Source organism: Marnyiella aurantia (assembly GCF_014041915.1).
Classification (GTDB): Bacteria; Bacteroidota; Bacteroidia; order Flavobacteriales; family Weeksellaceae; genus Marnyiella; species Marnyiella aurantia.
On the sequence record NZ_CP059472.1, the window covers coordinates 2299090 to 2320241 of the forward strand.

Genomic DNA, 21152 nt, shown 5'->3' on the forward strand with positions numbered 1-21152 from the left:
TATAAGGAAACCCCTTCAATTATCAATAATGAAAAGTCTTAAATTTTTTGGACTCGGATCCGTAATGGCTTTACTTCTCCTTTCAGGATGTAAACCAAAAGGCACGGAAACCGCTGTAACAGGCGATGCAGCCGAGAGAGTATATGTAGCACCGGGCAAATATGACGAGTTCTACAATTTTGTGAGCGGCGGCTTCAACGGACAGGTTAATGTGTATGGCCTGCCGAGCGGGAGACTCCTGAAAGTGCTCCCCGTATTCTCGGTTAATCCTGAAAACGGTTACGGCTACAGTGAAGAAACAAAACCGATGCTGCAGACTTCTCACGGCTTTATTCCATGGGATGACCAGCACCACCTGTCGCTGTCGCAAACTAACGGTGAGGTGGACGGACGCTGGCTTTTTGCCAATGCCAACAATACACCGCGTGTGGCAAGGCTGGATCTGAAAACGTTTAAGACGGTAGAAATTCTCGAAATCCCGAATTCGGCCGGTAATCACTCCTCACCCTTTCTAACAGAGAATACGGAATATGTAGTTGCCGGAACCCGTTTCGCTGTTCCGATGGACGATGAAAACGGCGATGTTCCTATTGAGTCATTTAAATCAAACTTTAAGGGGGTGCTTTCCTTTATCGGCATCGACAAGCAAAGTGGCGATATGGATCTTTCCTTTCAGATTGAGGCACCGGGGATTAACTTTGACCTTTCTCATGCCGGTAAGAAAAAATCGGGCGACTGGTTCTTCTTCTCCTGCTATAATTCTGAAAAAGCAAACACGCTTCTTGAGGTTAATGCATCGCAGAATGATAAGGATTTCATTATGGCTGTAAACTGGAAAAAAGCCGCTGAACTGGTGAAAGCCGGAAAAGGACGCAAGGTGGTAACAGAGTATGCCCACAATAAATTTGATGAAAGCACACATACAGCAACATCTACAATGAAAAAGGAAGTAATTGTACTGTCTGTGGAAGATATGAAGGACGCCATGTTTATGATTCCATGTCCAAAATCGCCACACGGCTGCGATATTGATCCTACAGGGGAGTATATCGTAGGTTCCGGAAAACTGGCAGCACTGATTCCGGTATTCAGCTTCGACAAGATGATTAAAGCTATTGCTGACAAGAATTTTGCAGGTGAGTTTGACGGTGTCAAGGTGATCAAGTACGAAGCGGCACTGCACGGCGAAGTTCAGAAACCGGGTCTTGGACCATTGCATACCGAGTTTGACGGCAAAGGAAATGCTTACACTTCCATGTTCGTTTCCTCTGAGGTGGTGAAATGGAACATAAAAGACCTTAAAGTACTGGACAGACAGCCAACTTTCTATTCTGTTGGACACTTAATGATCCCTGGCGGCGATTCTGCCAAACCGTTCGGAAAATATCTGGTAGCTTACAACAAGATTACGAAAGACCGTTACCTGCCCACAGGTCCGGAGTTAGCTCAGTCCGCGCAGCTTTATGACATTAGTGGTGACAAGATGAAACTCCTGCTGGATTACCCAACATTTGGTGAACCCCATTACGCGCAGGCTTTACCCGCTGAAATGTTGAAAGATCAGGTGAAATTCTTCCGCATCGAGGACAATAAGCATCCGTATGCCACCAAAGGTGAGGCCGAAAGTAAAGTAGTTCGGGAAGGAAATAAAGTGCATGTATATATGACGTCTATCCGCTCGCACTTTGCACCGGACAATATAGAAGGAATAAGAGTGGGTGATGAAGTCTTATTTCATGTCACAAACCTGGAACAGGACTGGGACATTCCGCATGGATTCGCCATTAAAGGCGCCGAAAATGCTGAACTGCTCATAATGCCCGGGGAAACCTGCACGCTGAAATGGATTCCGAAGAAACCGGGAATGTACCCAATGTACTGTACCGACTTCTGCAGTGCGCTGCATCAGGAAATGCAGGGATATGTACGGGTGTCGCCGGCAGGCAGTAATACACCTCTCATTTACTCCCTGAACAATAAGAAAGACAATGCACAAAGCCCCGTGAAAGCCGGAGAAACCAAATAATGTTAAATAAGAGGGCAGAGGTTTCTGCCCTTTTTAATTTACCTGAAATGAAAAACAATTCATTGAAAAAGATAACGAGGATTGCACTGGTCTTTTGCGGCTGTGCACTGGTAGTCTCTCTCTTCGTGCCGCTGTGGTCTATTTATCTTACAGCTCCACAGTATCCCGAAGGCCTGGCAATGTATCTGTGGCCCAATAAAATTACCGGCGAATACGAGATCATAAACGGCCTTAACCATTACATCGGCATGAAGACCATACATCCGGACGATTTCTGGGAGTTTAAGGTCCTGCCTTATGCACTTGGTTTCTTTGCATTTCTGTGTTTTCTCACCGCATTCCTTAACCGGAAAATATGGCTTTACCTAACATTGGTTCTGTTTCTTATTTTTGGTGTGGCTTTTATGGTAGATTTCTGGTTGTGGGAATACGATTACGGACATAACTTGGATCCTACGGCGCCAATTATTGTTCCCGGCATGTCCTACCAGCCACCTTTGATCGGATTTAAGCAGCTCCTGAATTTTGGGGCTTATTCCTACCCGAATATCGGAGGCGGAATCATGTTTGGGGTTGCACTTATTTTGGCTATCTTAGCCTTTATTGAGTACAGAAAACCTAAGCAATCTGAATTATAAAGTCATTAAACTCTTAAAATCCTCAAAAATGAAAATCAGCAAAATATTATTTATATCAGCTTCAGTTCTTGCAATTATGTCCTGCCAAAAAAGCGGTCCCAAAGACATCGCAGTTGGCAAAGACCAGTGCGATAACTGCCGCATGACAATCACCGACGTGAAATATGCTACCCAGCTGATTACCGACAAAGGCCGCACCTATAAGTTTGACGACCTGAGCTGCATGACGATGTACGAGAGTTCCAATCCGGAAAAAGCTACCAATGCCAAAACGTATGTGGTGGATTTCGCCAGCGGACAGTTTCTGGAGAAATCCCGCGCTACATTCATAAAAGGCGGCAGCATAAAATCACCAATGGGCGGCAATACTCAGGCCTTCCGTGATAAAGCGGCAGCCCAAAAGGCAGCGGCAGCAACAGGTGCAACTTTAACCAAATAAATTTCTCAATGCTTAGGCTGCTATTTCTTCTCATCCCTGTTTTCATCTTTTCAAAGACCCTGAGGGTAGGGAAAGGAGAGCAGTACACGACTGTCAGGCAGGCTGTGGCCGCATCACAAAGCGGAGACAGCATTCTCGTAGGCCCGGGCACCTATCGCGAGGGAAATATCAGCATTACACATCCGCTGTCGCTTATTGGGCAGGGCAGGCCGGTCCTGGATGGTGAGATGAAATACGAGATCCTTTCGTTCCGGGCAAATAATATTTTGCTGAAGGGTTTTAAGATCATCAATTCCGGCGAAGACGAAATTAAAAACATTGGTGCCGTGCGGCTGTATGACAGTAAATATTCCACCATTGAGAATAATGTTTTTGAAAATAATTATTTCGGGATTTATATTCAGCGTGGTTACAGATGTCTGATCCGGAACAACAGGATCACGTCCAAACGTGCCACTTCGGAGGAACGCAGCGGCGACGGGATTCATGCCTGGGTCAGTGAAGAAATCTGGATCAAAAACAATTACATCGAAGGTCATAAGGACGGTATTTATCTGGAAAAAGTGATTGATTCCTATATCTACCGGAATAATTCTGTGCGGAATTTAAGATACGGCCTCCATTTTATGTCGTCTAATGACTGCGATTACGTTGGAAATACCTTTGACAACAATAACGCCGGCGTTGCCGTGATGTACAGTAATAATGTGGGCATGGTGGGCAATAAGTTCGTCAATAACTGGGGTGATTCCAATTATGGCTTGCTGCTGAAGGACATCAGCTTCAGTAAGATCAGGAACAACCGCTTTCAAAACAATACTACGGCTATCTTCCTGGACGGTGCTACCAAAATCGACCTTTTCAGGAACAATTTTACAGACAATGGCTGGGGTATGAAGATCAATTCGAACTGTATGGAAAACCGGATCATCAACAATAATTTCATCAACAATACCTTTGATGTGAGTACGAGCGGATCCATGACGATGAACGACTTCCGCAGAAACTACTGGGACAAATACGAGGGGTATGATCTGGATAAAGATAAAATTGGGGACGTACCCTTCCATCCGCTTAGCCTTTACTCAGTGCTGGTGGAAAACAATCCGTCCATTATGCTGCTTTTCAAAACTTTTTTTGTGGATTTGCTGGACAGGACCGAGAAGGTTATTCCCAGCCTGACTCCCGAGAACTTTGTTGATGAACAGCCTTTGATGCGAAAAGTGGAAAACTGATGCAGCTGCTCCTTTTGGCTATAACTGAAAGATATGATAGAGATAAAAGACCTCACTAAAAAATTCAGCAAATTTACCGCACTCGAAAATCTGAATTTATCGTTTACCAACGGTAAATCAATTGCCCTGATTGGGCCCAATGGCTGCGGCAAAACTACTTTAATAAAGTGCATCTTGGGTCTGAATGTAATTGAAACCGGTGACATAATGGTGGGTGGCAGGAGTGTAAAAGAAGATTTCCGCTACCGAAAAGACATCGGTTATATGCCGCAAATCGGGCGGTACCCCGAGAATATGACCATTGAGCAAACTGTCAATATGATCCGTGAAACCCGTAATGTTAAGGATGCTGATTTGGACACCGAACTTCTGGACGCATTTGAGCTTACAAAGATATTCGGCAAGAAGATGGGCAACCTGTCCGGCGGAACAACCCAGAAAGTGAGTGCTGTGCTGGCCTTTATGTTCGACCCTAAAATAATTATTCTGGACGAGCCTACTGCGGGACTGGACCCACTGGCATCTGAAATCCTGAAAAACAAGATCATTAAAGAAAGAAACAGAGGCAAACTAATCATCATCACATCCCACCTGCTTAGCGAACTGGACGATATCGTGAGCGACATTGTATTTATGAATGAGGGTAGGGTAATTGTACAGCAATCCGTGGAAGATTTGATGACTGAGCATAAATCGGAACGGATATCAGAATCCATTATAAGCATCCTAAAAGAAATGAAAAAATGAACAAGATAGCACGCTTCATCCTTTTTGATATTCTGAAGAACAAGATTGTGATATTTTACACGGTGCTGCTGTTCATCATTTCCTGGTCAGTGTTGGGATTGGAAAATAATTATACAAAAGCTACCCTGAGCCTGTTGAACGTTGTTCTGCTGGTAGTCCCCCTTGTAAGCATTATATTTTCAACAATTTACGTGTACAACAGCAGTCAGTTTATTGAACTGCTTCTGAGTCAGCCGGTTTCGCGTGTGAAGGTCTGGTCCAACATCTTCCTGGGGCTTTCCGCGGCGCTTGTGCTGGCTTTCCTGCTGGGTTGCGGGATTCCGATATTGCTTTATTCTTCCATTGAAACCGGCTTTTCACTAATCCTTATAGGTATATTACTTTCAATAATCTTTACCTCCTTTGCGATGCTTGCAGCCATTGCAAGCCGCGACCGCGCCAAGGGTATCGGAATATCCATCTTTATCTGGATGTTCTTCAGCATTATTTACGACGGCATCCTGCTTGTAATGATGTTTCAGTTCGCCGATTACCCAATCGAGGGAATCATGGCCACGTTGGCTGGTCTTAATCCTGTGGGTTTATCACGGATTTTCGTTCTACTTCAACTAAATATTTCAGCCATGCTGGGTTATTCCGGCGCAGTTTTCCAACAGGTGTTCGGCTCAGGCGGCGGCATGGGAATTTCAATGCTTGTACTCCTTATTTGGGCCACCATACCTTTTGTTTTATCACTGATCAGGTTTAACAAAAAAGATCTCTAAATTCAGCAGGTGAAATGCATGATAAAGGTCACGTTTTCAGCAGAGTAATTATGACTGAAGTCATGTGCAGGGCAATACAATTCGCCGTAGATTTATGTAAAATTAAAGGTGATGAAAAAAAACAATTTTGTATTAGGGCTTTTGGCATTCGCTGTAGTTTCCTGCGTCAAAAACGAACCGGCGGCAGCGGAAAGTAAAGTTTCCGGAAGTGAAATGACTGTTGTAGGACAGGAAGCCGTAAAGGACGATGTTTCCAACCCAAATATTGTGCAGCTGGCTGCCGGAAATGCGGACCTGTCTACGCTGGTAACAGCCGTAAAAGCTGCCGGCCTTACGACCTCCCTCAGTAATGCAGGACCTTTCACCGTGTTTGCTCCGCTGAATTCAGCCTTTGAGAAACTTCCTGCCGGCACCGTGGATGGACTGCTGAAGCCTGACCAGGCCGATGCACTTTCTGATGTCCTTGGTTACCACACTTATGTAGGCGTAATAAAGGAAGAGTATATGAGTGACGGACAGACATTAGGAATGGTAAACGGAAAAAATATAAAGATTACAATGGTAGACGGTAAACCAATGATTAACGGCAAAGCCAGAATTGTGGCTACGGTGCCTGCCTCCAACGGTATTGTATATGCCATTGATGAGGTTTTACTGCCTGAATAGATTTTTCATAGTGTATATTTAATGTTGATTGCAGCTTTCATATTTTTCTGAAAGCTGTTTTCAAATACAGATGCTAAATTTCCTTCCTTCTCCTAAGGGATACGAAGATCATAAGCAGGGCTACGAGAATAAGCACCGAGAAAGCCAGCAGAAAATGATTTGCATACGGAACAGCGATGTACCTTATTGAAAAAACGCCCATCAGTCCCAGCATAAATTCATTCAGGAATATACCCGCCAGAAAAAGTTTAAGGCCTGTAATCAGACTTTTAGAGATGTTGAAATAATTAGTGGCCAGTACCAGGCTGAGCAGGTACGTTGCGATGCACATGAGCAGGACCAAATGAAGATAAGCAATAACCACATTGCGGAAACCAAACGCAAACTGGCTTACGGCCGGCACATTAGACGCCAGTTGAAGCAGAATCTTGGCAGCAAACGCAGAACCGACAAAAATCACGACAAAACGCTGCACGACTGACCATTTAAGGATGAGGTTGGTCCAGCTGCGTCTCACAATCCTGTAAAGCAGAAATGCGCCATACGTCTGCGCCAGTGAAGCCAATATGATAAGTGCAAATACGGGCATGGAAAGTTTGAGCCACAGCACTGAAAGCCCGAAGCCTATGAGGCAGCCAAAAAACATCAGCCAGAACATCAGTTTGTTCTCTTTTTCAATAATTAATGTTCCTGCCTCTTTCAGAGAATACAGCAGCAGACCTATGCATGCGAAAATGAAAAATCCGTTGTACTGAAAGTGGAGGAAGTAGTACTCCGAGGCCAGATAGAGGTCCTGGGTTATATTGCCCGAACTCTTCATATATGCCAGATTGAAAACACCTGCCGACGAAATTACAGCAAAGAAAAGTCCGCCCAGAAACCATATTTTTGATGTCTCCCGCAGGTATTTTAAATCTTTAACAAAGAAGAAAGCAAATACAAACGATACGAGCAGTGCCACTGCAGACGCTGCAATGGACCCCCAGAAATAGCCGCCGTAAATGAAGGTGCCAATCATGGCAAAGGAGGCCATCAGGTTTAGGATAATCAGGATATTATATTTACGAACTGAGATCTCCGGCCGCACTTTGGACAGGTAGATAACCATAAGAATATAAAGTACGTTGGTGATCCAGCCGTAAAAAGCGAAGTGTGAATGAGCTTCCTGCAAATGTTTCTGCTCCAGAAAGGGCAGCGAGTACAGGATTTTATACCTCATGATTACACCCAAAAGTGCGACCAGCACAAAGTTGAAGACTGAAAATTTCAGCCAGAGCGTACGCGGCATCAGAAGTAGATTTTATGGTTAATGAGTTCAATCTTCTGCTCCCTTTCCATCCTTTTTACAGTGCGTATAACCGTTTCTATGGCCAGACCGGTGGAATTTGCCAGTTCCTTGCGCGTGACATCGATGATTGTTTTCTCATGCTCTTCAATGCCTGAGCTTTTCTTATGAGTTTTAAGGAAGGCAGTAATGCGTTCGCAGGGATTCTGGTGCACGATTGATTTCAGCTTGATGGTCTTGTCATAGGCTTTCTGTGCAATTTCTTTTAGAAATTCAAAATGAAATTCAGGATTATCATCAAGAAATTTGCGGAAAAGTTCCTGGCTGAAAATATAGATCAGAGCCGTATCGCTGGCAATGTTGGCCGTAGCGGGATACCTCTCATTCAGCAGAAATGGCGGCTCGCCCATAAACTGGTGGTCTGTCACTTTGGTAATCAGGAACTCCTTGCCTTCGCAGTCGGTATTATAAATCTTAACCTCACCTTCTAGCAGATAGTAAAGCGATGAAGCCCTTTCATTTTCCCGGAAAAGCACATCCTTCTTTTTATAGGTATGCTTCGGAATCTTGTTTTTCTGCAGGATTTCTTTGGTGAACATAGGCTAAGGTTTTAACCAAATCTACAAAAAATATGTGACTAAAAAGGATGAAATTGTCTGATATTAATCTTCCTTGTTTCGTTGCTGAAGGTAAGGAAGACGTGAAATCTCCGCAAATACAGCAATTAATGAACGGTTTGCCTTAATTACATTGTGTATTCCGCATTAAAAATGATAATTAATTAGGAACATAAAGTATACAGACAATATATTTTATATATTTGATACTAACTCAAATATTTTTATATGATTAAAAAACTACTTTCTCTATTCCTTTTTTCCGTAATGACATCCAGCAGCTACGCACAGTTTCACTGGCTGCATATGAATACGGTGTATCCTGCCACGGCGGCTAATGCCACGATCAATTACAGCATTGCGGATCAGCAGGTGGTATGGGCCTGTCACTGGAACGATCAGGGTAAAGTGGCTTTTACCAAAACTACAGATGGTGGCGCTACATGGCAGGCAGTTCCAAATCTGCAGAATTATAGTGACCAGTTTTTTGCCGTCTCAGATTTACATGCCGTGTCTGAAAATTTGGCTTATATGGGAACCAGATATCAGTTGAATACCGGCAAGGGCCGTCTGTACAAAACCCAGAACGGCGGACAGTCGTGGACTGTGATTAAGGAATTTCAAACGATTCTGACCTACGTTCATTTTTGGGATGCGAATACGGGAATTGTGGTCTGCTATCCGGACAACAGTCCCAACAGTTCTAAGAAGATAGAAATTTTCCGCACAGCGGATGGTGGTGTAACATGGGTTGCCAAAGGCGGTGCGCTTCTTACTTCATCTAAACCTAACCAAATTCCCCGCTATATCCACGATGACCTGGGAGATTCGTTTTGGTTTGGAAGCAGTGAGGGTGAGATGATCAGGACCAATGACAGGGGCGTGACCTGGACAGTTACGCAGACTCTGTACGATTCCTCCCATTATGAATTCGGAACCAAAAGTTTAGGTCATTTTCAGATTACTGGAGCAAATTCTGCATTATATACCAATTATAACGACGGCAAACTGTACAAAACTACGGATGGCTTTGCCACAGAACAATACGTTGGAAATCCAGGCTTTGGGCAGCAGACTTATCTTGAGAAAATACCGAATACAGACATACTGCTGGCTACCGGCGCTTCCTACGGACCCACCAGTTCGCGAGGTTCCAAATACAGTACAGATGGTGGTGTAACCTGGCACCTCATTAGTAATGTAGGCAGGGCTTTCCCGAGATCAGCTGGTTTAAATATGACTATAGCGCACGGGTGGGACGGTACCGGCGGCAATGATGATTACTGGCGGATCGTAAAACTTGGTGGAGGCCTTCCTACCTCGCCCGGAACACCCGGTAATCCCGGCACGCCGGGAGGTCCAGGTACACCCGGCCAGCCCGGAACCGGACCTGCCAATCCACCCACGACTCCGGCCGAATTTCACTTTGGGATTTATCCAATTCCAACGGTTGATTATCTGTACTTCAACTCCGAGCGGACTAACGTTGATTATACCATCTGGGATTCGGCGGGAAGACTTATTCTCAAAGGAAATACGCTAGAAGGAAAGGTTGATGTCTCTTATTTCCAAAAAGGCGTTTACCATATTAAAGTGCTGTATGAAGGTCAGGAGATCATTAAAAAATTCATCAAGAAGTAAAATTGCTCTGTTTCACCGCACTGAATAAAAAAGCTAAAACCTCTTCATCGAAAGAGGTTTTTTGCTGAATTTCAGCGCTGGTGGTATTTATCTGGAATCAGTTCCGGTCATGCCCAAGCTTATGGCCTTCATCAGCACATCTTTATTGATGTCTTTAAGCGTTTTAAATTTGATGCAGTAGCCGGTGACCTTTGCTTTTCCTATTAGGTTGCCATAAACATTGGGGAGGTAATTTTTATCTTCTAAGCCCATTATATAAACCGAAATTCCGGTGGTATTGGTGCTGAGGCCTATTTGGTAAAATTCTTTCTGTTTCCCGTCTGCATACGTCATAGTTTGTGTGCCGTATCCAATCTGTGGATTAGCCACTATTTTGGCGTTTTCATCCTTGCCGTCAAAAAACCAGAGTTTCGCTCCAGATAACAACTTCTGTATTTCTGTGTGCAGAATTTCCACGTCACGGCGTTTCGATTGTGGCTGACTTTCTATGAAATCCTTAATCTGCGTGTTCAGGTCCATCGGAAATAATTTTTAGATTTCTTGTTGCAGGGAATTACATCTTTTATCGTTTATTCTGTCCGGGATTTTGAAAAAATCTTTCGGCGTTTTTGTAAAGAACAGCATCTTTCTGTTCCTGGGAAAGAAAATCCAGGGCTTTAATACTGGCCAGACATTTCTCAATGTCACCATTATCCGACCCGAACATCAGGCGGTCTCCAAGTCCCGCATTGATCAGTCTTTTCATTATATAACGGAAGTCTTCAGTTGGAAACAGATCCGGATTTGAAACAGCCGAAAGGTCCGCATAAAGGTTGCGGTAATAAGTCATGATGGCAATGGTATCATCCATAAAAGGGGCGCCGGCGTGCATGATCCAGACGTTCAGGTTGGGGAAATCCTGCAGCATAGGTTCCAGCAGCATAGGATTACCAAGGCTTACTTTGAAGTGCGGACTTCCATGATTGGGACCGGCCAGACCGGAATGGATCCCAACGGGAAGGCCGTATTTCTGTGCCAGGGCATAGTAGGGGTAGAGCGTTTTGTCTGATGGCGCAATTCCGTAATACTGACTTAATACCTCACCTATAAAGTGAATCCTGTTTTCCCTGATCTGCTGCTCCACCCAACCGGGATCCGGAAAATCCTGACCGCTTTCATAGCATTTCTGGAGGCTGTAGGGCACTTTGCCGTTTGGGCAGGGAAGCATCAAACCTTTTAAGATCTGGATGCTGTCGTTGTTTTTATAATTTTCCTGCGCGGCCCACGACGTGCTGACTGCCGCCTTATAAACTCCCGCCTTCCTTAACTTTGAGGTCTGAATCTTAATGTCTCTGTCGCCATGAATATGGGTGTCAAAAACTTTCTGGGCCTTCATTTGCACCATATTAAGCAGTAGGAAAGCACTTAAACAGGTGATTTTCATAACCTTAATATTTACGTAAAGTTACGAAATGAGTTATGCAAACACAATAACTGATAATCGCAGGGTGGCATTTGCAATAAGCAGTCCTTGTAAAAACTGCTTTATGACGACAACTCCATAGACTGCCAAAAAACTACCGGAGGTGAGCCTGTCCAGAGCGCAGCGAAGGATCTAACGGGCTTTCATTGCTGGCTTTTCAACCCCAACGAAAGATTAGTTATTACCTGCCGCTGAATTACTTGTTTTATTTTTTAATTTGTCTCCTCTTTCTTCGATGAGTGTAAACCTGAAAAATAAAAAAGATAATAGGTGCCGATGATGAAATAATCCCCAAGATTGTTGATGAACTGGCTTTATCTTTTCCAGGCACAACAATAAGTACAGTTGGTACAGCAATAATGATTATCACAAAAAAAATAGCAATCACTAAACCCAAAGTTGTTTCGTAAAAGGTTTTTCCAATGCGAATTGGTTGTTTTTTATCTCCCGGTTTAGTGTTGATTTCCTCAACTTTAGTTATGAAATCACGTAGAAAGTGGTTAAAGTCATCTGTATTGCTAGACTCATTATTGTGAAAAAAGGCAAAATTACTTCCATTTTTGAGGTTCAATTTAAACTTATCAAATTGCGAATTTGGTTGAAAAATATAACTTTCTATATCCATCCAATGTATATAGTCATCTTCTCTCGTTTGAAAAAGAAATTGCTTTATCCATTTTCTTTCCATACCCTTCTCATCCATAATAATCTCAATCTCAGCAGTAGAAGTAAATCTTGGTAAATAAAAAGCCAGAATAAAAATTGGTGCAAAAAGTGCCAAAAAAATCAAAAATGATACTCCTTTAGGAACCAAAAGAACTAAAGTAAAAATTCCAGATAACAATGTGATTAAAAATGTTACTGTATATAAAAATTGCGAGGTCTGAGTAATATTATATTTCATTCTAATGATATCCTGACATTCCATTACAGTGGCAGGTAACAGTTGGGTGTTTCTCTTGTCGGGGCTTATTATTACTGGTCTTTGTTAATATAACAAAAAGAACAACTCGCGAAATCCTTATGATGTAAACGTCAACCACGCTAGTAGAAATTCCTTGTTGAACTAAACCTGCGGTAGCTTTACTCCTCTCTGTTTTATTAATTTGGCAAAACAGCAATAAAATCTTTAAAAGCCTACAAAAAAAAGTCTCCGCAGGAGTTAGGGGTAAACAAATTTCTGAAGCGCGCCAGTAGCGAAGTTAGTTGTTTTGGTGAATTGCTGCAAAGCTTTATTACGAATGTCAAAAAACTAATTCAGGGTGCAAGCCACCAACAAAAAAAGTAGTCCTTCTAAATTGTGTATCTAAATTCCTAAAACGACTGCTCAATAGACTGCTTAAATTCAGCTGAAAAGCTTCCGAAGGTGAGCTTGTCCAGAGCGCAGCGAAGGATCTAACAGGCTTTCATTGTTGGCTTTTCAAGCCCAACGAAAGCTTAGTTATTAGCAGAAGTTATATTTAAATATTAAATTGTTGAAATAAAATTCACTACTCCTTGATACATCAAATTGACTTCATCTCTGCTATATACATTATAATGACCATGAGCGGCATTATTTCTTAAGTCAAGCCAACTTGTAATACTTTTATTTGTTAATGAATTATAAATGTTTGCTTTATAGAGTTCTGCATTTAATAGATTTGCTTTTTTAGGTATCTCTTTTCCATCTCTAATTGATGATATTTCTATTGAATTATTAATGGATAATTGTCTTAATTGTTCTTCAAGTGTGGATCCTATCATTACAGCCGCAGCATCTTTGTAACCCTCTTCTAGTAAATATTTACTCATTTCAAGAAAATCAGAAAATAATTCTGCTGTTACTAATTGTTTTAAATTATAAAGCCATCCGTTTTCAATTTCGAATTTTATTGAGCTTAATATACTCAATGATTCATCAACATTAAATTTATATGTTCCATTTGCAGCTTCCTCAAATTCTTTAAAATAAAGATGATTTTCACCATATAAATTTTTTATAAAAGATAAGGACAAAGTTTTAAATCCAACAAAACTACCATCCTTAATAAATCCTATTGAATAAGGTTCATCATATGTTAAATTGTCATAAAGTGAATTTCCAAATTCTATTAATGTCGTGATTCGGTCTTGTAGTTCTATGTTTGTCATATTATTCTGACTAACATTAAATTAGTATGTTGATAATCAGATAGATGTAATTTCAGTATCTTTGTCAGTCAGACCAAATTTAGTGATTTGTTTCTGTATTCTTTTCGCTGCGGCCATTTTTCATTTTTTTTTCCGGACACAGCTTTAGCAGGCGGGCAAAAGCGGGTCAGTTAAAGATACCACAAAAAAGCAGTCCTTCTAAAAAACTGCTTTGTATCTAAATTCCTAAAACGAAAACACCTTAGACTGCTGAAATTCCGCTGAAAAAAGCTTCCGAAGGTGAGCCTGTCCAGAGCGCAGCGAAGGATCTAACGGGCTTTCATTGTTGGCTTTTCAAGCCCAACGAAAGCTTAGTTATTAGCAGAAGTTTATCTTGAAATTATTGTTCTGTTAGAAATATTTTCATCATAGTTTTTTACGAATAATTCAATTTTACTTTCATCAAGCTTTCCATTTTCAGTTATTACTTCATTTTTTACTAATAACTTAATCGCGTCTATAATATTACCTCTTACATCAGCATTGGTGCCTGAAGTAATAAACTTGATTTGAACATAATCATCTAAATGTTCCCTAGGGGTACCGCCATTATTATCGATAAGCACTATTATTCTTTTATGAGGTTCTATTTCATATAAATCATAATTTGTTGCGCCAAAAGTACCTCCTATTTCATAATCTAAGATTTCCTTTTTGTCAAAGAAAACTTTATTTTTTTTGAAATTTACACGCTGACTAAACAGTGTGATACTCGAAAAGACCAATAAACTTGTAATTATTTGTTTCATAATCAAAAGTGGTTTTAATATATATTGTTTTAAATCTCTGCTATTTTGTATATATGTATCTTAACGTGATACTTATCAATCCGATCTTGAAGGCATATCACAAATTTGATACTTATCTGCTAATTCAAATATAATTTAATTTTGTTTTTAAGTCATCAAATGGACATGTAATCTGTTGCAAACTTTTGGTGCTTAAATGAGAGTACTGTCCGTTCAACCACAACCTTCCCGGTTTAAAGTTAGACCGTTTTAAATCGTCCATATTATCTGGTGTTTTCAGGTTGCACTTTTTTGCTTTAAGTAAGTTTATGCTTCTCCAAAAAACGCCGTGCTCGCGCCAATCCAGATAGCGTCTTTTTTATTGAAATCTACGTTTACCATATCGGCTTTGGTCATGCGCACCAGGTGCTCCATAAGTTGGGGGCGGTCTTCGCCTTCGTGCCAGATGTAAAGCAGGCGGATTTCGGCTTTGGCAAAATCGCCGTTGATGTCTTTGAAAAGGGGTGCATAATTTACCTTTCGCTGTAGTATGTAATTCTCCGGGTCGGTGATTTCAGTAAGGATTTCCGGTGTGGGGTTCAGGTTAACTCCGGCGCCGGCAAATGAAAAGAGCGGCTTCAGTACAAAGTCTGAAAGGTTTTCGGTTCCCGGGTAATCATTCAGGAAGTAGCTTTTGGGTGCGTATTCGTGGTTGAGTTTTGGCAGCAGGAACTTAGAAATCTTAAAGAACCAGTTGGGGTGGGTAATCCATTTTACATCAACATCATCACGGAAGTCAAATTCAGTAACCAAATTTTCCATACGGTCCAGTTCGTCGAAGATTACACGGTTATAAATCCGCTTAATCTGAACAAGCCGCCCGTCTTTTTCGTAAAACAGTTCGCGGCCTTTTTTCTTTACTTCAGTAAGGCACACGGGCCTGATGCCCAGCTTTTTTTCGGTGATGTAAAAATCGATATTGGTTTTCTGCTCATGCGGGTGGATTTCCAGCAGGACCACGTTCTCAGGATTTTCACCTCCAATTAACAGTTTACTGAGTTCGCTGTAATACTCCTCATCAGTCATTTCGGGTTTTAATTCATTCAGGAATGGATAGACTTCACAAAGCGTGTTCTGCAGTTCGCGCTGGAAACCATAAAGGGTAGGGAAGGCCTGAAGTTCGATAAGCTGTGGCTCCACGTCGCCCTGACTATTTTGGCAGATACCAAAGTCAATGGTGAAAAAATGCGGCTGAGCGGTATCGCTAGGTACGTGATACTGTTCAGGAACAGCTTTGCCTAGTTCGGCTTCAGACATATTTTTAATCTGCGTGATAATACTGTCGCACGCCAACTGCAGTTTAGACCGGAATTCTTCCGTCAGGAAAACGGGACTCTCGGAAACCCGGAACGGAGGTTTTATGCCGCCTTTTTCTGCAAGACTTTCTATAACCTGATTGTATTTTTCCGCATTGAATTCCCTGTTGAACTGTTCTCTGTATTTTGCGATCATCCTTTGTGTTTTTGGTACTTAAATATATGGATTTTTAGCTTTCCGAATAAAAAAAACCGGCTTAAAAGCCGGTCATTTTCAGTGGGTTTACGCAGGAGTGAGGTCGCGAACGATTTCCCTGGCAGCATGCTGCAGAAACCGCGGCAAAATCTGGGCCTGGGTGAGCAGGATTTTATCGGGATCGTTCATGCGGTCCACAGTTTCCAGGTACTTTTCCATACCGTAACTTTCAATCATGGCCTCGCGGTTCTGGGCTATTTCCAGACTTTTAATCATTCCTTCAGGATCTGCTTCGGGATGAAACTGCGTTCCGAAAATCTCATCAGAAAAGCGGATGGCCATTACGGCACGTTCCAGATGGATGTGCGGCCGCACTTTCTCCAGGGCCACAATCCTCATTCCTAACTCTTCCATTTTGCGGAGGTTGGGTTCTATAAACTGATAAGCGCGGCTGTCCACTCCATAGAAAGGTTCCGGGAGTCCTTTCAGCAGGAAATCCTCTTCACCCTGATAATTTTTATGAATTGGCATCACCCCGAAAGAATAGGATTTTCGCTTACAGATATTACCAAGCTTCCAGTGAATACTGGCCAACTGGAAAGAGTGGCAGATCAGAAAAAGGAATTTGCGCTCTGTATTGTTTTTATTGTGGTCCCAAACTTCGTTCAGAAAATCTGCATAAGGCTGTTCCCAGGCATGTCCTTGCCTGTACGGATCGCCCGGCCCACCGGAGGAGATAAAGATGTCGAAATCCTGTACCCGCGGCATCTCATTGTTATAGCGGACATCAAAAACCTCAATTTCTACATCTTCATCTGAGTTCTGTTTGAAAGTGTCGGCAATCTCTTTAATATTCCGCATTCCCTGGTTTGCGTGGTTGTTATTCATGTCTAGCAGGGCCAGTCTTATCTTTTTCATAGGGGTGCAATTATTAGAACCTGCAAAATTACGCTTATATAATTAATTGAGGGTCATTGTGATGCGTAATTCCATATTCGGTTTCGGCAATCATATAATCCACCACGGCTTTCAGGCATCCGGTTTCTTCATAAACCTGCAGCTGGCGGTCGGCGCCGGTGCCGTTCTTCATAATTTCCCAGGCATATTCCACTTCCGCGCGGCAGCCAAGTTCATCTACCACATCGTCAATGAATTCCAATAATTCCTTAAGCAAATCTACATATGGTACGCTTGTTTCTTTGCCGAAATCAATCAGGTGCGCATGGATGCCTTCCTTGGATGCACGCCATTTATTTTCGGTAAGAAGCAGTCGGCGGTAGCTGCGGAAACTCATGTTCTGTTGGTGAAGTTTGTAGATCTTGGCCACCAGGCACTGCATAATGGCGGCCAGGCAAACGGTTTCCTCAATTCGCATCGGCATATCGCAAATCCTGAATTCAATGGTAGGGTAGAACGGATGAACGCGCAGATCCCACCATATTTTCTTGGCATTGTCTATGGTGCCGGTCTTGATCATCAGGTTTATGTAAGCGTCAAATTCGGCAACGCAGCTGAAATAACTGGGTATTCCGGTGCGCGGGAATTTAACAAAAACATGCTGGCGGTAGGACTTGAACCCTGTCTTGCTGCCCACCCAGAAGGGCGAGTTGGTAGAAAGCGCATACACGTGAGGCAGGAAATACCGCATGATGTTCTGGATCCGTATGCCCTCTTCCCGGTCCGGAATGCCTATATGAACGTGAAGTCCGAAGATAAGGTTGGAGCGCGCAACATCTCCGAGGTCGCTCACTATTTTGTCATACCGTTCGGCTTTGGTGATCGGGTTGTCTTCCCACCTGGAAAAGGGATGGGTGCCGCCACCCGCAACGCGCAGGTTATTTTCGTGGGCCACCTTTATAAGCCGTTTGCGGAGATCGGTAAGTTCGGCCTTCACTTCCTGAATATTATTGCAGATGCCGGTTTCCATTTCCACCACGCTTTCGTGCATCTCGTGTTTCAGATGCTCCTCGAGTGTGGCTTTTCCGCCCTCGATTATTTTGGATACGTGTGAGACCAGGTCGCGGGTTTCGGCGTCAATGATCTGGTATTCCTCTTCGACGCCAATCGTAAATTTATGCATGATTTGTGTTTTTTGTGATGCTTTAGACTGATTTCACCGAAAGTCGGGATCAGCCGGATTATTTTTTACCAAGCCCATCTTTAACAAAATTGCCCCAGGCAATATTGGTCTTGCCCGGCACATATTCATTTGCCTTTTCAATGGCCAGTTTTGCGGCATGCTCCACGATCCACGCGAAGTTTTCTTCTCCCACCGAATTGCGGTCTGCATCGGGAGCTGGATTACAGAAGTCGATTGCGTAAGGGATACCGTCGCGCACTGCAAACTCCACCGTGTTGAAATCATAGCCCAGGGCTTTGTTCATTTTCAGCGTAAGATCGGTTATGGTCTTAAGAAGTTTCTTGCGCTGCGCGCCCTGGGTCTGATGTTCGGTAGCATAGCGCAAATGGTGCGGATTGCGGGGTTCATAAGGCATGATGTGCACGTATTTCTGCCCCAGACAGTACACACGGTAATAATCATCAAAAACGATCTCTTCCTGTACCATCATTACAAGTTCACCGGTTTCGCTTAGCTTTTGCCAAAGATCCTCCTTGTCCGTGCAGCGGTAAACGTTTTTCCAGCCGCCACCGTCATGCGGTTTCATATAGCATGGAAAACCTACATAGTCAAATATGTATTCCCAGTCCAGCGGGAATTTCATATTCCGGAAAGAAGTCTCTGTGGTTTCGGACGGCCTGTCGCTGGACGGCAGGAGTACTGTTTTAGGAAGCGGTACGCCAATCTTGGACATAAGTGCATTGTTAAAGAACTTCTCATCGGCACTCCACCAGAACGGATTATTAATGACGTACGTGCCGCAAACCGCGGCGTTCTTCAAATATGCCCGGTAGAACGGGACATCCTGAGAAATACGGTCGATTATGACGGCATAACCGTAATCGGCGCCCTGCTCCAGCTTGTCTATCATAACGGGTTCGGCGATAACTTCACCTTTGCCCAGTTCATTTACTTTATTGATGAATTCCCATGGAAAGGTATCTTCCATCCCGAATAATATTCCTACTTTTTTTGCCATAATATTGTGTCTTTACTATTTGAATGTTGATTTATGTAAAACTGCTAAACTGCTAAACTGCTAAACTGTTTGACTGTGAGATTTTATCAGACTATCAAACTGCCTCCTGTCTGCTTTCATCCAAAAAACCTTCCCGCAAACGTGGGAAAAACCATGCGCCAAAGCGGCCAGTCGTGCGAGATCCACTTTTGCTCGTCGTACCAGTGGTTAATGCCTTTTTGGTTTAATATGGCAGACATTTCCTTTGTCTGATCCAGACAGATGTCCTGATCCGAAGTGCTTAAAACAATATGCATATGCCTGTATTTCCAGCCTTCATCGTTAAGTACAAACTCACGCGGACAGTTAAAATATACGAGGTCGCTGTTGTATCCGTCCATGAAATTCCTGATTGTGAAAGCGCCGCTCAGGCAGAAAAGATGAGAAACAAGGTCCGGAAAGCGAAATGCCAGATTGGCAGCATGATAACCGCCGAAACTTGCGCCGGCCAGTGCTACACGTGCAGTCTGATGTGATTTCTGGATAAAGGGAATGAATTCCTGACTCATAAACTGAACCCATAATTCATATATCCTGATTCTTTCCTGCGGACTGATGGTCTTGTCATACAGGCTTTCCGAATCCAGCGTCTGAATATTGTAGAGTTTTACTTTGCCGCTGCTTACAAGTGCCTCTATACTTTCATTCAGCTTAAAATCATGATTCTGGGTATATGATCCGCGGGAGGTGGGAAACATAATAACGGGAAACCCGTAATGTCCTGTAACCTCCACTTTCAGGCTCATACCCAAGATGTGAGAGTAATAATCGGTATGTTCAGCTGTAGTCATAGGTTTTTCTGTATTTAAGCGAATGGAGCCGGTTTTAAAGGATTGATGGCCGCATTTCCATCATGATTAAAAGTATGATTTTATGAGGAAGGCTTATCCTTCGGCGGAATTACCGATAGATATTGCTCTGTCACTTTTTCGGCGGTTTCATCCAGCCGTTTCAAGACCTGCCGTTCATCCTGTGACCGGTATACGATTCCAATGTGGTTTTCAATGGACAGGAATCTGTATACTTCGTCGCACATAAATTCTGTGTACTCCGGATTTTTACGGCTGGTAAGGGCAACCAGAAGTCCCGCGGCAAAGGACGTGGGTTTCTGAAGTTTATAAGGGATGTTTTTCAGCAGATGATCCTCCATCCGTGCCCATTCGCGCCAGATATTGATTCCGGTGGAGGCTTCTACGAGGTCCGGAATATGAGCGCCGCCCACCCGTGACGAAGTTTCCAGGAAGTACCATTTGCCATCGTCTTTACCTTTTATAAATTCACTGTGGGTCGCGCCGTTCATGAGGCCAAAACCCTGAAGCAGTTTCTTGTTAAGGGCCTCAAGCTCTTTAAATTCTTTTGAGGTTCGGTTCAGCGTCTGCGAACGGAACACGCCGCCGTCATGTGCCACCTGCATGGGTGGCGAAAGGTATTTGGACGCGGAGGTAAATATTACTTTTCCCTGATAGGTTAAGCTGTCTACATGATAGACATCGCCGGGTTTGAAACTTTCCAGAAGGAAAAGATATCTTTCTTCGCCCAGACTGTTTACGGTTTCCCACAGCTGTTCGCGGTCACTTATTTTCCTGATCCCGGTCGCGGAAGCTTCGGAACGGGGTTTCAGCACCCACGGCCCGGGTACTTTGGCTGCGAAATTATCTATTTCGCTATCATTGAAAATCGCAGTAAATTCCGGAACACTGATGCTCTTGTCCAAAGCGCGCTGTCTCATCGCCAGCTTATCACGGAAATACCGGTGCGTAGTCTGACCCATGCCGGGGATTCTGAAATTTTCGCGTATAAGCGCCGCTTTTTCCACATCATAATCATCCAAAGCCACCACTGCATCTATTTTTGTAGTCCGCATCAGATGGGAGAACCCCTGCACCAGATGATCCAGGTTCCACACCGAGTAGCTGACCTCCTGCATATAATACGATTTTGCTATGGCATGCCAGGGCCAGGCCCGGTCTTTGAGATTTTCCGAAGTAATCAGGATGATTTCGTTGCCCAGTAAATGGAGTTCATCCATAAAATCGGCTCCCTTGAAATAGCAGGAAATGCAGACAATCGTTTTTTTCTCCAT

21 protein-coding genes are annotated in these 21152 nt (G+C 43.2%); 8 read left to right on the forward strand and 13 right to left on the reverse strand.

The features are described from left to right. Positions 1–28 precede the first annotated feature (28 nt). The 7 genes from nosZ (at position 29) to H1R16_RS10715 (ending at position 6515) form a co-directional block, all read left to right on the forward strand. Positions 29–2026 (forward strand): Sec-dependent nitrous-oxide reductase, encoded by a 1998-nt coding sequence (gene nosZ, locus H1R16_RS10685; RefSeq protein WP_181886562.1) that lies wholly within the window; start codon positions 29–31, stop codon positions 2024–2026. 47 nt (positions 2027–2073) lie between these two features. Beyond that, on the forward strand, positions 2074–2664 hold the full coding sequence (locus H1R16_RS10690) for a hypothetical protein (RefSeq protein ID WP_181886561.1): 591 nt from the start codon (positions 2074–2076) through the stop codon (positions 2662–2664). A 28-nt stretch (positions 2665–2692) separates the two neighbouring features. Then, positions 2693–3103, forward strand: coding sequence for a nitrous oxide reductase accessory protein NosL (locus tag H1R16_RS10695; protein WP_181886560.1), 411 nt, complete (start codon positions 2693–2695; stop codon positions 3101–3103). Positions 3104–3111: 8 nt separating this feature from the next. Further along, positions 3112–4338, forward strand: a complete 1227-nt coding sequence (locus H1R16_RS10700; RefSeq protein ID WP_181886559.1) for a nitrous oxide reductase family maturation protein NosD — start codon at positions 3112–3114, stop codon at positions 4336–4338. 33 nt (positions 4339–4371) lie between these two features. After that, positions 4372–5085 (forward strand): ABC transporter ATP-binding protein, encoded by a 714-nt coding sequence (locus tag H1R16_RS10705; RefSeq protein WP_181886558.1) that lies wholly within the window; start codon positions 4372–4374, stop codon positions 5083–5085. Continuing rightward, positions 5082–5849, forward strand: a complete 768-nt coding sequence (locus H1R16_RS10710) for an ABC transporter permease subunit (RefSeq protein ID WP_181886557.1) — start codon at positions 5082–5084, stop codon at positions 5847–5849. The genes H1R16_RS10705 and H1R16_RS10710 overlap by 4 nt, the downstream gene beginning before the upstream one ends. A gap of 111 nt (positions 5850–5960) precedes the next feature. Further along, entirely contained in the window at positions 5961–6515 is a 555-nt protein-coding gene (locus H1R16_RS10715) for a fasciclin domain-containing protein (protein ID WP_181886556.1), read from the forward strand. Between the two features lie 73 nt (positions 6516–6588). Here the strand turns inward: H1R16_RS10715 and H1R16_RS10720 are convergent, their stop codons facing one another. Together H1R16_RS10720 and H1R16_RS10725 are read right to left on the reverse strand one after the other, a co-directional pair. Continuing rightward, complete coding sequence (locus H1R16_RS10720; protein WP_181886555.1) at positions 6589–7803, reverse strand: hypothetical protein; 1215 nt, start codon at positions 7801–7803, stop codon at positions 6589–6591. After that, complete coding sequence (locus H1R16_RS10725; protein WP_181886554.1) at positions 7803–8399, reverse strand: Crp/Fnr family transcriptional regulator; 597 nt, start codon at positions 8397–8399, stop codon at positions 7803–7805. The genes H1R16_RS10720 and H1R16_RS10725 overlap by 1 nt, the downstream gene beginning before the upstream one ends. Before the next feature lie 246 nt (positions 8400–8645). On the opposite strand from H1R16_RS10725, the gene H1R16_RS10730 reads away from it, so the two are divergent. Further along, positions 8646–10058 carry a T9SS type A sorting domain-containing protein gene (locus H1R16_RS10730; RefSeq protein WP_181886553.1) on the forward strand — a complete coding sequence of 471 codons (1413 nt, stop codon included), beginning with the start codon at positions 8646–8648 and terminating at the stop codon, positions 10056–10058. An 87-nt stretch (positions 10059–10145) separates the two neighbouring features. On the opposite strand, the gene H1R16_RS10735 is transcribed toward H1R16_RS10730, so the two are convergent. The 11 genes from H1R16_RS10735 to H1R16_RS10785 form a co-directional block, all read right to left on the reverse strand. Continuing rightward, complete coding sequence (locus H1R16_RS10735) at positions 10146–10577, reverse strand: DUF1801 domain-containing protein (protein WP_181886552.1); 432 nt, start codon at positions 10575–10577, stop codon at positions 10146–10148. A 43-nt stretch (positions 10578–10620) separates the two neighbouring features. After that, on the reverse strand, positions 10621–11481 hold the full coding sequence (locus tag H1R16_RS10740) for an amidohydrolase family protein (protein WP_181886551.1): 861 nt from the start codon (positions 11479–11481) through the stop codon (positions 10621–10623). 244 nt (positions 11482–11725) lie between these two features. Beyond that, positions 11726–12424, reverse strand: a complete 699-nt coding sequence (locus H1R16_RS10745; protein ID WP_181886550.1) for a hypothetical protein — start codon at positions 12422–12424, stop codon at positions 11726–11728. Between the two features lie 563 nt (positions 12425–12987). Continuing rightward, a complete protein-coding gene (locus H1R16_RS10750) occupies positions 12988–13653 on the reverse strand; it encodes a hypothetical protein (RefSeq protein WP_181886549.1) in 666 nt (221 codons plus the stop codon). Positions 13654–14021: 368 nt separating this feature from the next. Continuing rightward, entirely contained in the window at positions 14022–14441 is a 420-nt protein-coding gene (locus tag H1R16_RS10755) for a hypothetical protein (RefSeq protein ID WP_181886548.1), read from the reverse strand. Between the two features lie 306 nt (positions 14442–14747). Beyond that, the gene (locus H1R16_RS10760; protein ID WP_181886547.1) at positions 14748–15932 is read right to left on the reverse strand and encodes an ATP-grasp domain-containing protein; all 1185 of its coding nucleotides are present in this window, start codon (positions 15930–15932) and stop codon (positions 14748–14750) included. A gap of 87 nt (positions 15933–16019) precedes the next feature. Further along, complete coding sequence (locus tag H1R16_RS10765; RefSeq protein WP_181886546.1) at positions 16020–16850, reverse strand: type 1 glutamine amidotransferase; 831 nt, start codon at positions 16848–16850, stop codon at positions 16020–16022. 34 nt (positions 16851–16884) lie between these two features. Next, positions 16885–18012: a carboxylate-amine ligase gene (locus tag H1R16_RS10770; protein WP_181886545.1), complete on the reverse strand. Its 1128-nt coding sequence runs from the start codon at positions 18010–18012 to the stop codon at positions 16885–16887. A 58-nt stretch (positions 18013–18070) separates the two neighbouring features. Continuing rightward, positions 18071–19030 carry an ATP-grasp domain-containing protein gene (locus H1R16_RS10775; RefSeq protein WP_181886544.1) on the reverse strand — a complete coding sequence of 320 codons (960 nt, stop codon included), beginning with the start codon at positions 19028–19030 and terminating at the stop codon, positions 18071–18073. A gap of 116 nt (positions 19031–19146) precedes the next feature. Beyond that, entirely contained in the window at positions 19147–19860 is a 714-nt protein-coding gene (locus H1R16_RS10780) for an alpha/beta hydrolase-fold protein (protein WP_181886543.1), read from the reverse strand. Positions 19861–19940: 80 nt separating this feature from the next. Next, positions 19941–21152 (reverse strand): ATP-grasp domain-containing protein, encoded by a 1212-nt coding sequence (locus tag H1R16_RS10785; RefSeq protein ID WP_181886542.1) that lies wholly within the window; start codon positions 21150–21152, stop codon positions 19941–19943.